This is a genomic window from Pseudomonas cichorii (assembly GCF_019719005.1).
Taxonomy (GTDB): domain Bacteria; phylum Pseudomonadota; class Gammaproteobacteria; order Pseudomonadales; family Pseudomonadaceae; genus Aquipseudomonas; species Aquipseudomonas cichorii_E.
This window is the reverse complement of the sequence record NZ_JAIGPJ010000007.1, coordinates 22,341-34,871: the sequence shown is the minus strand read 5'-3', so window position 1 is coordinate 34,871 and position 12,531 is coordinate 22,341. Positions and strand designations below refer to the sequence as shown.

At 57.8% G+C, this 12,531-nt stretch carries 10 protein-coding genes and 1 pseudogene; 7 read left to right on the top strand and 4 right to left on the bottom strand.

Translation table 11 applies throughout. The features are described 5' to 3' along the window. Nucleotides 1–29 precede the first annotated feature (29 nt). Complete coding sequence (locus tag K5D32_RS07880; RefSeq protein WP_374107896.1) at nt 30–869, bottom strand: transporter substrate-binding domain-containing protein; 840 nt, start codon at nt 867–869, stop codon at nt 30–32. A gap of 247 nt (nt 870–1,116) precedes the next feature. Between K5D32_RS07880 and K5D32_RS07875 the strand changes: the two genes are divergently transcribed. From K5D32_RS07875 to K5D32_RS07860, 4 genes are all read left to right on the top strand, one after another. Then, a complete protein-coding gene (locus K5D32_RS07875; RefSeq protein WP_221599841.1) occupies nt 1,117–1,989 on the top strand; it encodes a LysR substrate-binding domain-containing protein in 873 nt (290 codons plus the stop codon). A gap of 68 nt (nt 1,990–2,057) precedes the next feature. Further along, nucleotides 2,058–3,278, top strand: coding sequence for a putative DNA modification/repair radical SAM protein (locus tag K5D32_RS07870; RefSeq protein WP_221594075.1), 1,221 nt, complete (start codon nt 2,058–2,060; stop codon nt 3,276–3,278). Beyond that, a complete protein-coding gene (locus tag K5D32_RS07865; protein ID WP_221599713.1) occupies nt 3,275–4,108 on the top strand; it encodes a TIGR03915 family putative DNA repair protein in 834 nt (277 codons plus the stop codon). The genes K5D32_RS07870 and K5D32_RS07865 overlap by 4 nt, the downstream gene beginning before the upstream one ends. 47 nt (nt 4,109–4,155) lie before the next feature. Continuing rightward, nucleotides 4,156–4,980 (top strand): NAD-dependent protein deacetylase, encoded by an 825-nt coding sequence (locus tag K5D32_RS07860; RefSeq protein WP_221599711.1) that lies wholly within the window; start codon nt 4,156–4,158, stop codon nt 4,978–4,980. On the opposite strand, the gene K5D32_RS07855 is transcribed toward K5D32_RS07860, so the two are convergent. Together K5D32_RS07855 and K5D32_RS07850 are read right to left on the bottom strand one after the other, a co-directional pair. Beyond that, nucleotides 4,981–5,274 (bottom strand): YciI family protein, encoded by a 294-nt coding sequence (locus K5D32_RS07855; protein ID WP_221599709.1) that lies wholly within the window; start codon nt 5,272–5,274, stop codon nt 4,981–4,983. 90 nt (nt 5,275–5,364) lie between these two features. Further along, nucleotides 5,365–6,168 carry an SDR family NAD(P)-dependent oxidoreductase gene (locus K5D32_RS07850; protein WP_221599708.1) on the bottom strand — a complete coding sequence of 268 codons (804 nt, stop codon included), beginning with the start codon at nt 6,166–6,168 and terminating at the stop codon, nt 5,365–5,367. A gap of 195 nt (nt 6,169–6,363) precedes the next feature. On the opposite strand from K5D32_RS07850, the gene K5D32_RS07845 reads away from it, so the two are divergent. Continuing rightward, a complete protein-coding gene (locus tag K5D32_RS07845) occupies nt 6,364–6,801 on the top strand; it encodes a helix-turn-helix domain-containing protein (protein WP_221594078.1) in 438 nt (145 codons plus the stop codon). Nucleotides 6,802–6,812: 11 nt separating this feature from the next. On the opposite strand, the gene K5D32_RS07840 is transcribed toward K5D32_RS07845, so the two are convergent. Then, complete coding sequence (locus K5D32_RS07840; RefSeq protein WP_221599706.1) at nt 6,813–9,182, bottom strand: DNA polymerase II; 2,370 nt, start codon at nt 9,180–9,182, stop codon at nt 6,813–6,815. A gap of 193 nt (nt 9,183–9,375) precedes the next feature. On the opposite strand from K5D32_RS07840, the gene K5D32_RS07835 reads away from it, so the two are divergent. Together K5D32_RS07835 and K5D32_RS07830 are read left to right on the top strand one after the other, a co-directional pair. Further along, nucleotides 9,376–11,880 (top strand): TonB-dependent siderophore receptor, encoded by a 2,505-nt coding sequence (locus tag K5D32_RS07835; RefSeq protein ID WP_221599704.1) that lies wholly within the window; start codon nt 9,376–9,378, stop codon nt 11,878–11,880. Between the two features lie 209 nt (nt 11,881–12,089). Next, nucleotides 12,090–12,516 (top strand): annotated as a pseudogene (locus K5D32_RS07830) (CBS domain-containing protein). Nucleotides 12,517–12,531: the final 15 nt, after the last annotated feature.

Sequence of the window (12,531 nt, the reverse complement as noted above, 5' to 3'; positions counted from 1 at the left end):
TGAGCGTCGGCAGGGAAATAGGAGAAAGATCAGGCACCCTTGGCCTTGAACTGCTCATGCAGCTCCACCAGTGCCGGGGAAGCAGGCGTGATGTTGTGGCGTTTTTCGACTTCGATCAGCCAGCCGGTGCGATGCCAGTCCTTGACGATGCTGTCCAGGCGCGCCTGAGTGTCGGTTTCGCCAAGGCGGGTCCAGATCACCGAAGGTGCCGGGTTCAGTTCCGGGAGAATGGCGCGATAGCCCTTCCACTCTTCGTTGCTGGCCAGCAGAGGATTGATCAGCGTGGCGTCGTGCACGGCCGCAACGCAGTTATTGCCACGCAACGCCAGCAGGGATTCGGCGGAGCTCTTGAAGGCTTTCAGCTCTGCGCCGAACTCGGTCAGCGGCTTGATATAGCTGCTGCCCTGGGAGGTGCAGACCGGCTGGCCCTTTAGGTCTTCCCAGCGGGTAATCTTGCTGTCCTTGAGTACCACGGCAGTGCCGCCGACCTTATAGAAAGGCGTCGGTACCGAACCGAGGATCTGGCCACGTTCCGGGGTCCACTCCATGTTGGCGATCAGCAGATCAACCTTGCCTTGTTGCAGGAATTGCACGCGGTTGGCGGTCAGTACCGACACCAACTCAACCTCGACGCCCAGGCGACGTCCCAGGTCTTCAGCCAGGTCCACGTTCGCGCCCTTGGGTTTCTGGGTCGCCGGGTCGATGGAACCGAAAGGCCCGCCAGACAACAACACACCCACCACTAGGCGATGACGCTCCTGGATCTTGTCCAGGGTTGCATCGGCCATGGCTGCGCCACTGACAGCCAGACCGGCAAACAGCCCCAGCATGGCCGGGAAGAAACGTGAAACGGATGAGCGAGTCGGCATGTAAATTCCCCAGGCAGATGATCGGAGTTCCCCGAACTGATGCCGGGACATTACGGATCGTTGCCTGTTAACGGAAATTCAAATATCAAATATGGTTATAACTTTCTATGCGCACCCTGCTCCGCCGCCAACAGAAACCCCTTATTTGTTGACCCAAATAAAAACCATCAGAAAAACCACCACGCCAGACATAAAATTACGTAATGTATTTGCCTGAACCCCTGATATGAATTCAGCGCAGATCACCATGCCCGATCCATCCAACCCGACCTCGACCCTCGACCTGGAACTGCTGCGCACCTTTGTCGCGGTGGTCGACCATCACAGCTTTGCCGAAGCCGGCGTGCAGTTGTCGCGCACCCAGTCTTCGGTCACTCAGCACATGCAGCGCCTGGAACAGCAAGTGGGTGTCAGCCTGTTCCAGAAGCAAGGCCGCCAGAAGCAACTGACCGAGCCTGGCCGACAGCTGCTGCGCCATGCCCGGCAGATGCTGTCCCTCAATGACGATGCCTTGAACTCGTTGCGTGAAAGCAGCCTGAGCGGCGTACTGCGCATCGGCTCGCCCCATGACATCGCCGACACCATCCTGCCGCCACTGCTGAGCCATATCGCCCGCTCGGCTCCGCGCCTGCGCCTTGAAATCGACGTAGGCCGCAGCCCGTTCCTGATGGAGGACCTGCATCGCGGCAAGGTGGACATGGTGATCTCCACCCGTGAAGACCCGACCCTGGAAGGCTTTGCCTTGCGTACTTCGCCGGTGTGGTGGATCTGCTCGGCGCAATACATCCATGTGCCGGACGAACCGCTGCCGCTGATTCTGGTGGATGAGCCGAGCATCTATCGGCGCTATGCCCTGCAAGCTCTGGAAGCGGCCAATATTCCATGGCGGCAGGCGTATCTGGCGTCCAACCTGATCGGCATCAAGGCCGCTACCCGCGCGGGCCTTGGAGTCACGCCGCGCAGCATGGAAATGCTCGGGCCGGACATGCGCGTACTGGGTGAAAACGATGGCCTGCCGCGCCTGCCCGACGTGACCTATCACCTGTGGATCAGGCCCAATACCGTCAACCCGCTGGCCCGCAAAGCCTATGAATTGATACGGGCCAGCCAAGGGTTGTAAGTAAATTCGGAGCTTGTCGTAAGCAACTTAACCGGATACTGTATATAAAAACAGTATCGGTATTTTTCATGCAGCTCATCGACAAGCTCAGCATTCTGGCAGACGCTGCCAAATACGATGCGTCGTGCGCCAGCAGTGGCGCGCCCAAGCGCAGTTCACAAGGCAAGACCGGGCTTGGCTCGACCACCGGCATGGGCATTTGCCACAGCTTCACGCCCGATGGCCGCTGCGTCTCGCTGCTGAAAATCCTGCTGACCAACTTCTGCCTGTATGACTGCCAGTACTGCGTCAACCGTCGTTCAAGCGATGTGCCTCGCGCCCGCTTCAACCCGGAAGAAGTCGTTACCCTGACCCTGGATTTCTATCGACGCAACTGCGTCAGCGGGTTGTTCCTGAGTTCCGGCATCATCCGCTCCGCCGACTACACCATGGAGCAACTGATACAGGTCGCCCGGCTGCTGCGGGAAAAACACGAATTTCGCGGCTACATCCATCTCAAGACCATCCCGGATGCCGACCCGGCGCTGATTGAACAGGCCGGTCGCTATGCCGACCGCTTGAGCGTGAATATCGAGCTACCCACCGATGCCAGCCTGCAAACCCTGGCACCGGAAAAGGACGTCACGTCCATCAAGCAGGCCATGAAGACCATCCATACCGGCGAGCAGACCGTACTCAACGAACCCCGCGCCCCGCGTTTTGCGCCCGCCGGGCAAAGTACCCAGATGATCGTCGGTGCCGACGCCACCGATGACAGCACCATTTTGCACAGCGCCCAGTCGCTCTACAGCAACTTCAAGTTGCGCCGGGTCTATTACTCGGCGTTCAGCCCGATCCCCAACAGCCCGAACAGCGTACCACTGGCCGCTCCGCCCCTGCTGCGCGAGCATCGCCTGTATCAGGCGGACTTCCTGTTGCGCGGCTATGGCTTTACGGCCAACGAACTGCTGAGCGGACCGGGCGATCTGGCGCTGGACATCGACCCCAAGCTGGCCTGGGCCTTGAATAACCGGTCGGTTTTCCCGCTGGACCTGAACAATGCCGAACCGGCCTTGATCGCCCGCATTCCCGGCATCGGCATCCGTACCACCCAGCGGCTGGTCGAACTGCGCAGGCAACGGCGCATTCGCTACGAAGACCTGACCCGTCTGCGTTGCGTACTGGCCAAGGCCAAGCCGTTCATCATCACCAGCGACTATCATCCATCCCAGGCCGAGAGCAGCAGCGAGCAATTGCATTATCAATTGCGTGACAGGCCACAACCTCAGCAACTGGGGCTCTGGGGATGATCTGCCTGGATTGCGATGACCTGTTCGACACCTGGCGCCAGCAGGCCCGCTGGCTGTTAAGCCATGAAATCGATCCCAGCCGGGTGAGCTGGAAGGCAGTCGACGATGCCGACCTGTTCTCCAGCGACGAAGACGTCCCGCAGGAACACGGGCCTTTTCAGGCGCGGGTGCCGCTGGAGTTGCTGAAACTGCTGCAAAGCGCCGCCTGCTATCGGGGCGATCAACGCTGGAGCCTGTTGTATGAAGTGCTCTGGCGGGTCAGCCATGGCGACCGCACCGCCATGCTGGCAGGCGACAGACTGGGCAGTGAGCTGCATCGACGCCTCAAGACCATCGGCCGCGAAGCCCATCACCTGCATGCCTTCCTGCGTTTTGTGGCGCTTCCCGCCTCAAGTGAAACACCTGAACTGCTGCAACCTGAATACGTCGCATGGCACGAACCGGCCCACGACATTCTGCAAAGCGCCAGCCAGCACTTCATCGGGCGCATGGGCCAGCATCGCTGGATGATCGCCACCCCACAGGACGGGGTTTATTACGATGGCACGCAACTGATCCACGAACGGCGTTGCCCCGAAGTATGGCAAAAAATGGCCCGTCAGGTAGACGATCCCCATGGCGATCTGTGGCTGACCTATTACAGCCACATCTTCAACCCCGCACGCCTGAACCCAAAGGTCATGCAAGGCCATATGCCTTCCCGCTTCTGGAAAACCCTGCCCGAAGGGCCATTGATCCCGGCGCTCATTACCCAGGCCAGAACCGGCAAGCAAAAGGATGGTCAGGCCAGCGATATTGGAGCCAGGCCTGGTAAAAAGATTGGCCGGTAAACGATTGGTGTTAACCTCGACCTGAATCCTCCGTTAGAGGTGCGATGATGCTGGACAACCAAATCCACGATCTGCTTCAGGCCCTGACCGACAAGCCGTTCCTGGTCCTGACAGGTGCAGGTATCAGCACCGCGTCGGGCATTCCTGACTATCGCGACAAGGACGGCGTGCGGCGTGGCAAGCAGCCGATGATGTATCAGGAATTCCTCAAGGCCCACAGCGCACGCCAGCGTTACTGGGCGCGGGCGATGCTGGGTTGGCCGCGAATCCGCCAGGCCAAGCCTAATGCCGCGCACCGGGCATTGGCCAGCTTGCAGGACAGCGGACATATCAGCGGGCTTATCACTCAGAACGTCGATGCTCTTCACGATCAGGCAGGAAGCCATGGCGTGATCGAGTTGCATGGCAGCCTGCATCGCGTGTATTGCCTGGACTGCCATCAACGCAGTGACCGGGCTGCGATTCAGGAGATCATGCTCGCGCAGAACCCCTATCTCTCAGGCGTCGACGCCATACAGGCACCTGATGGCGATACCCTGCTGGACTCGTCTTTCGAGACAGACTTTCAAGTGCCCCATTGCCCGCATTGCGACGGCCAGCGACTGAAACCGGATGTGGTGTTCTTTGGCGAAAACGTCGCAGCCGAAACTGCCGCCAAGGCCACCACAAGTGTCGAGCAGGCCCAAGGGCTGCTGGTGGTCGGCACTTCACTGATGGCCTGGTCAGCCTTTCGCTTGTGCAAGGCGATGGTCGAGCAAGGCAAGCCCGTCATAGCCATCAATCAGGGCAAGACCCGTGCAGACGACTTGCTGGACATGAAGATCGAGGTGCCGTGTGAGCAGGTGTTGCCCGTGCTGGTAGAGCACTTGTGATCAACGGGCTTTCAAATGCAGCATGGTGTAATGCTCATAATGGCCGACCCCGTTCTTTACAATAGGGTCTTCGGCAGTAAACGCTGCAATATCCTGATCATCGGCAATCTGATAAAGCGACACACCATAACCACCGTTTTCATCGATGACCGGTCCGTGCGCAACAATCACATTATCTTCAAGCAGCGCATTCAGATACTCACCATGCTGTTTCATCCATTGCTGCTCATCGGCAGTCATGGTTGCCAGAAAATCTGCACGCGGAGGAATAAACTTGCACAAGTAATACTTCATGTTCGGATGCCCTCTTGAAAAGATGAAAAATCTGAAATACTCAAAGGCGAAGCATCCTTGCCTCTCATTCGTAGACTTTGGCAATGCCGTTCAAGCTGTTTTCACACTTTTCAGGATCGAGCCTTCAAACATCTTGGGCAAATAGCTTTGCAGGAAAAGAATCATGCGGGTCATCTTGCCCACCGGGTTACTGAACTTTGGCTCTTTGGCATGAATCAGGCGGGTAATGGTTTTGACAACTGCATCGGGAGCCTCAGCATCGTCGATACCCTTCTGCGTCGCAGCCCGTACCTGCTTGCGGTATGCGTTGTAGTCCGGGATGTAGGTGCCTTCAGCGGCGACGGCATTGCGGCCCAGGTTTGTCTTGAACCAGACAGGCTCAACCATGCTGACTTTGATATTGAATTGATCCAGCTCGAAACGCAGGGATTTGAAGTAACCCTGTACGGCATGTTTTGACGCGGTGTAATAGGACAGATTAGGCGGCCCGATCAAACCGACAATGGAACTGACAGTGATGATCTTGCCATGCTTCTGCGCCCTGAAATATGGCAGCAGGGCATTGGTCACTTTTACAGTGCCCCAGAAGTTGGTTTCCAGTTGCCGCCGCCCCAGCTCGACGGGGGTTTCTTCTGCAATGCCTGTGACCATATAACCGGCGTTATTGACCAGCACATCCAGTTGTTGGGTATGTTGGAACAACTCTGCCACAAAAGACCTTATCGAGTTATCGTCATCGATATCGAGCCGCAAGAGTTTGAACGGAACCTGGCCTGCATGCTTGTGCGGTTCGCGGCTGGTGCCGATTACATTGAAACCTTGTTGATGAAGCTGTCTGGCGAGCAACAGTCCAAAACCTGATGATGCGCCTGTAATCAAAACTGTCTTGTTCATTTGTATTTTCCAAAGGCAAGGCGTGACTTGGCCGCTCGCAGCACGTTGCGATTCAGCAGTGGGTAATACGCGCACCGGGAACCGGTGCGATCAACGCGGGCGATATTGCTTCGCCCCCTCCAGTCCCTTTGCGGATGGACTCGGTACGGAAGAAATGCTAGTATCGTTTCAGTACCGAGTCAATACTGAAATGATATGAACTCAAAAAACTCTACCGATATCACCTGCCCCATCGCACGAAGCCTCGCTTGCATAGGCGATGCCTGGAGCATGCTGATCCTGCGTGATGCCAATGCTGGCCTGACGCGCTTCGAGCAGTTCAAGAAGAGCCTGGGGATTGCCCCGACCATGCTCACCAAACGTCTTGCGACCCTGACGGACGAAAAACTGCTGGAGAAACGCCTGTATTCGGAGCGTCCGCCACGGGAAGAATATGTCTTGACCGAGGCTGGGCGTGATTACTTGCCGGTGCTGTTCATGATCGGAGCCTGGGGCAAGAAGCATCGCGGCGAAGGCAATCTGACGCGCTTTCTGGATGCCGAGACAGGCATCGATATCGAGCCCGTTGCAATTGATACGGTGAACGGTTCAGAAATCGGAACCCGTGCAATCCGCATTGAAATCCCGGAATGAACCAGCCGTGATCAGAAGTCAAAGCTGAGCTGATCCAGGCTCTGCAAGTCGATAGTGCGCGACAGCACAAACGGCAGGATGGCATCAGCCAAGGGTTGTAGCTGTTTGGTGATGTAGTGGTCGTAGTCGATGGGCGCGGTGCGAATCTCCAGAGGCTCCGGCCCGGCAATGGTTATCACATAGCTGATCCAGCCACCGTTCTGATACTGGCGCGGTCGGCCCTGGCGGTCGTTGTACTCATCGGCCAGACGCGCCGCCCGCACATGGGGCGGGACGTTACGCTGGTAGTCGTCAAGCTTGCGCCGCAGCCGCTTGCGATAGATCAGCAAGTCATCCAGCTCGCCTGCCAGAGTGCGGCGCACATACTCGCGCACATAATCCTGATAAGGCTGGCGCTTGAAGATCCGCAGGTACAGCTCTTGCTGAAACTGCTGCGCCAGTGGCGACCAGTCGGTGCGTACGGTTTCCAGCCCTTTGTAGACCATTTCCTCGCTGCCGTCGGCGCGTGTTACCAACCCGGCATAACGCTTCTTGCTGCCCTCTTCTGCGCCCCGGATGGTCGGCATCAGAAAGCGGCGGAAATGCGTTTCATATTGCAGCTCAAGGGCACTGTGCAGGCCGTATTCATTTTGCAGATGCTCACGCCACCACTGGTTGACGTGTTTGACCAGCGCCCGGCCAATGTCCGTCGCCTCTTCCTGCTCATGGGCACGCCCCAGCCAGACAAAGGTTGAATCGGTATCGCCGTAAATCACGGTGTAGCCCTGAGCCTGGATCAGCTCACGGGTCTTGAGCATGATTTCGTGGCCACGCATGGTGATCGACGACGCCAGACGGGGGTCGAAAAAGCGGCAACCGCTGGAACCCAACACGCCATAGAAGGCGTTCATGATGATCTTCAACGCCTGGGACAACGGCGCATTATGTTCGCGCTTGGCGGTTTCGCGGCCTTGCCAGACCCGCTCGACAATGGACGGCAGGCTATGCCGGGTGCGGGAAAAGCGTGCGCCGCGAAAGCCCGGCACGGAATGCTCGTCATCGGGCTGGCGCATGCCTTCGATCAAACCAACAGGATCGATCAGGAATGAGCGGATAATCGAGGGGTACAGACTCTTGTAGTCCAGCACCAGCACGGACTCATACAGGCCGGGCTGGGAGTCCATGACAAAGCCGCCGGGGCTGGCTTCCGGCAGGCGCTCGCCGAGATTGGGCGCGACAAAGCCCTGACGATGCATCAGCGGAATATACAGATGACAGAAAGCGGCAACCGAACCTCCGCTGCGATCGGCAGGCAGCCCCGTAACCGTTGCACGCTCCAGCAGGAAAGTCAGTAATTCGGTCTTGGCGAAGATCCGCGTGACCAGTTCGCAGTCCTTGATGTTGTAGCGGGCCAGCGCCGGCTTGTCCTCGGCGAACATGCGGTTGATTTCGTCCATGCGCTGATACGGCGTATCAATGGCCTTGCCTTCGCCCAGCAGGGTCTGCGATACGTTTTCAAGGCTGAACGAAGGGAAACTCCACGTTGCCGAGCGCAAGGCTTCGATACCGTCGATCACCAGACGCCCGCTGATATCGGCAAAGTAATGGTTGTCACGGTTGCCATGCTCGCGCCAGCCCATGGGCTGGTTATCGCGCCCCAATATCAAGGGGACCTGCAAGCGCCTGGCATGCTCATGCAGGACTCGCAGGTCGAACTGCACCACATTCCAGCCGATGATTGCATCCGGGTCATGCAGGGCCAGCCACTGGTTCAGTCTTTCCAGCAACTGTGCGCGGGTGTCGCAATATTCGAGCTGGAAATCCAGTGTTTCATTGCCGCCGTTGGCAGGTCCCAGCATGTAGACCTGACGCTGACCGCAGCCTTCCAGGGCAATCGAATACAACTCGCCACGGGAGGTGGTTTCAATATCCAGCGAAACCAGTTTCAGCTGTGGTCGATAATCGGGGTCAGGCTTGATCTGGGCATTGCACAGTACACCCTGCGCATCGGGCGTACCGCCGAACAGCACCGGCGCGGTAATGAAACGCTCCATCAGATAGCGTTCAGGGGGGCGGATATCGCCTTCATAGACATCCACATTGCCCTTGCGCAACAGTTTCTCGATGTTCATCAACTGCCGATGCTGCTGGCAATAGACACCCAGCACCGGGCGATGACGAAAATCACAGAGCGCCAGCGGACGCAGCTCTACACCACGCTCACTGCGCAGCAATTCCCTTGCTAGCTCGCCCTGCTCGGCGGGCACAAAAGCGACGGAAGGCTGGCAAGGCAGGCGGATATGTCTGGGGCCATGATCGGTGGCCAGCCAGAAGTCGACTTCAGTCCCGGCTGGCGTATCACGCCAGTGTCGGCTCAGGATAAAGCCCTGCTGTAAATCCAACGTGCTGACCTCAAGAAAGTGTTTCAGGTGCTGATTCTACCCTTCGAGCCCCGTGCATGAGCGAATTCATTCCTTCAGGCTTTGAATCAGTACGGCTCACAAAACAGAATAAAAATATTTCCCATCTACTGTCTGTTTTTACCCGGTGTGCGTCAGGGCTAAGGAAACCCTCCATTTGCACCAAGGATCTTTCATGTCTCGCCCTGCCAGTTCGCTGCATCCCTTGGCACTTGCCATTTTCATGGCCTGCGCTGCGGTGCCCCTGCAAGCCGCCGAATCATCCGTGCCTGACCAACAGGCCAGCGTCGTGAAAAGCTTCTCGATTCCGGCCGGGGATTTGAGTGAGGCGCTCAATACTCTTGCAGAGCAGGCGCAACTGGTACTGGCATTCGATGCAGCACTGACGCGGGGCAAGCGCAGCAATGGCCTGCAAGGGCAGCTCAGCACTCACGAGGCCATCAGCCGCTTGCTCAGCGGTACAGGCTTGCAGGCTCTGGCGGTATCGGCCAATCGTTATCGCATCGAAGCGGCTCCCGAAACCGCCGACGGGACCATGGAGTTGCAGGCCACCAGCATCATCGGTGCTACACAGACCGAAAGCGCCAGCGGTCCGGTGTCGGGTTATGTCGCAACCCGTGGACGTACCGGCACCAAGACCGACACGGCACTGATCGAAACACCGCAGTCGATTTCGGTGGTCACCAAGGACCAGATGAAAGCCCAGGGCGCATCGAGCCTCAATCAGATCCTGCGCTACAGCGCGGCGGTAGTGCCGGAAACCCGTGGCTCTACCGCTTCGCGACTGGATCAGATGAGCATTCGCGGTTTCTCGCCAGCGACCTATCTGGACGGCCTGCGCATGCCGGGCAACCGGGATGCTTCACCGCAGAAGGATGCCTTCGATCTGGAGCGGGTCGAAGTGCTGCGCGGCCCCTCTTCCGTGCTGTATGGCCAGGCCAGCCCCAGCGGCGTGGTGAACATGGTCAGCAAGCTGCCGACCGAGACGCCTTTTCGCGAAATCGGGCTCACGTACGGCAACTTCAACAAGAAGCGCACGACCTTCGACTTTGGCGGGTCGATTGACGATCAGGGTGTCTATTCCTATCGCGTATCGGGGTTGTATGACGATGCGGACGGCCAGATCGAACACACCGAAACCCGTCGTCAATCCATTGCGACGGCCTTTACCTGGCGACCGGATGAAGACACTTCGCTGACCTTTCTGGCCAACTATCAAAGCGACCCCAAAGGCGCGTCCTATGGCTCGATCCCGGCTTACGGTTCATTGCTGAACAGCCCGACCGGTCGCACTATCGATGTGGATTTCTACGACGGCGAGAAGGATTTCGAGAAAAGCGACCGTGAATATCACGCCGTCGGTTACCTGTTCGAACATCACCTGAACGATGTCTGGACCTTTCGCCAGAACACCCGCTACCTGCGCAGTGAAGGTATCTATCAGAGCATCTACAACGGCACCGATGCCTTGCAGCCCGATTACCGCACCATGGGTCGCTATACCATCGGCAGCGATGTGAACATGGACTCTTACACTGTCGATAATCAGCTGCAGGCCAAATTCGATACCGGCCCTGTGCAGCATACGGTGCTGTTCGGTGCCGATTATCAGAACACCAGCACCGACACCAAATCCGGGAATGGCAATGGCCCGTCCCTGGACTTGTTCGATCCGGTCTATGGCCGCCCGGTAGCGCCCATCACCTACACCACTGACGCGACCGCTCGCAGTCAGCAGAAAGGCCTGTACCTGCAAGAGCAGTTGAAGTGGGACAAATGGGTCTTGCTGATGGGGGGCCGTTACGACTGGGCTGACAGCACTAACAGCTCCAAGCGAATCGCGACCGGCGTAAAAACCAAAAGCTCGGTGGAAAGTGAAGCCTTCACCGGACGCCTGGGCCTGGTCTATCTGTTCGATAACGGACTGGCACCTTACATCAGCTATTCGGAATCCTTCGAGCCGCAATCGGGTACGGGCCTGGGCAACAAGCCTTTCGAGCCGACCGAGGGCAAGCAGTACGAACTGGGCATCAAATACCAGCCATCGGGCAGCAACAGTTTCATCAGCGCCGCCATCTTCGATTTGCGACGCACCAATGTGCTGACCCCGGACCCGATCGCGACGAATATCTGCAATGGTGCCCGCTGCCAGGTCCAGACCGGCGAAGTCCAGTCTCGCGGTTTCGAGCTTGAAGGCAAGGCAAGTCTGAGCGACAACCTGGATATCACGGCTGCTTATGCGTATCTGGACAATCAGGTCAGCAAGTCCAACAGCACCGTGCGGGTCCAGCCGGGTATCGTCGGCCAGGCCAATGGCCCGGCCCTGACGGCTGAAGGCACAACCCCGCCAGCCATTCCACGCCACACCGCCTCGGCCTGGGTCGATTACACCTTTCGCGAAGGCAAGCTGGACGGCTTTGGTGTCGGCGCGGGTGCGCGCTATATCGGCTCGACCTGGGGTGATGAAGCCAATAGCCTGAAAGTACCGGGCTACACCCTCTTCGACGCCGCGGCGCACTATGACATTCCAAACCTCTACAACCCGATGGACAACCTGCGCCTGGCGTTGAATGTCTCCAACCTGGCCAACAAGGAATACGTCGCGTCCTGCTATTACTATTCATGGTGCTGGTACGGCGCACAACGCACCGTACAGGCCAGCGCGACCTATCGCTGGTAGACAAAATTGTAGGAGCGAATTCATTCGCGAGACGGTATTTCAAACGACATGACTCTGTCGGATGTACTGGCTCTTCGCGAATGAATTCGCTCCTACGAGCAGGTGTGCCCTTTTCATAAACACTTGCCTGAACTCTCCGTTCCCGTGATTCTGTAGTGCCCTCTGCGGAGGGCTACAATCATTCTGGTCCTCATCCACGGAGAGCCCCCATGAAAACCGTTGCCCAGTTGCTGAAGCTAAAATCCGAACAACACCAGCAAGTGCATACCATCGGTCCCGATCAGATGGTGCTCGATGCACTCAGGCTGATGGCAGACAAGAATATCGGGGCATTGCCGGTCATAGCGGGCGGTGTGGTTGTCGGGGTGGTCAGCGCGCAAGATGATCCTAAAGGGGCGCTCGTCTGTCGGTACGCCGGTCAGTGCCATCATGAGCAACAAGGTGATCACGGTCGATTCACAGCAGAGTGTGGAAACCTGCATGAACATCATGACCGACAATCACCTGCGTCACCTGCCGGTGGTGGAAGGTGGGCAATTGCTGGGGCTGCTGTCCATTGGCGACCTGGTCAAGGAGGCCATCTCGGAACAGGCTAGCCTCATCCAGCAACTGGAGCAGTACATTCGCGGGGATTGAGTTTCAACATGAACA

Bases quoted from the DNA above. Each gene is read 5' to 3' on its own strand.
- K5D32_RS07835 (WP_221599704.1), top strand. From the start codon at position 9,376: ATGTCTCGCCCTGCCAGTTCGCTGCATCCCTTGGCACTTGCCATTTTC.
- K5D32_RS07870 (WP_221594075.1), top strand. From the start codon at position 2,058: ATGCAGCTCATCGACAAGCTCAGCATTCTGGCAGACGCTGCCAAATAC.
- K5D32_RS07855 (WP_221599709.1), bottom strand. From the start codon at position 5,274: ATGAAGTATTACTTGTGCAAGTTTATTCCTCCGCGTGCAGATTTTCTG.
- K5D32_RS07850 (WP_221599708.1), bottom strand. From the start codon at position 6,168: ATGAACAAGACAGTTTTGATTACAGGCGCATCATCAGGTTTTGGACTG.
- K5D32_RS07865 (WP_221599713.1), top strand. From the start codon at position 3,275: ATGATCTGCCTGGATTGCGATGACCTGTTCGACACCTGGCGCCAGCAG.
- K5D32_RS07860 (WP_221599711.1), top strand. From the start codon at position 4,156: ATGCTGGACAACCAAATCCACGATCTGCTTCAGGCCCTGACCGACAAG.
- K5D32_RS07845 (WP_221594078.1), top strand. From the start codon at position 6,364: ATGAACTCAAAAAACTCTACCGATATCACCTGCCCCATCGCACGAAGC.
- K5D32_RS07875 (WP_221599841.1), top strand. From the start codon at position 1,117: ATGCCCGATCCATCCAACCCGACCTCGACCCTCGACCTGGAACTGCTG.
- K5D32_RS07880 (WP_374107896.1), bottom strand. From the start codon at position 869: ATGCCGACTCGCTCATCCGTTTCACGTTTCTTCCCGGCCATGCTGGGG.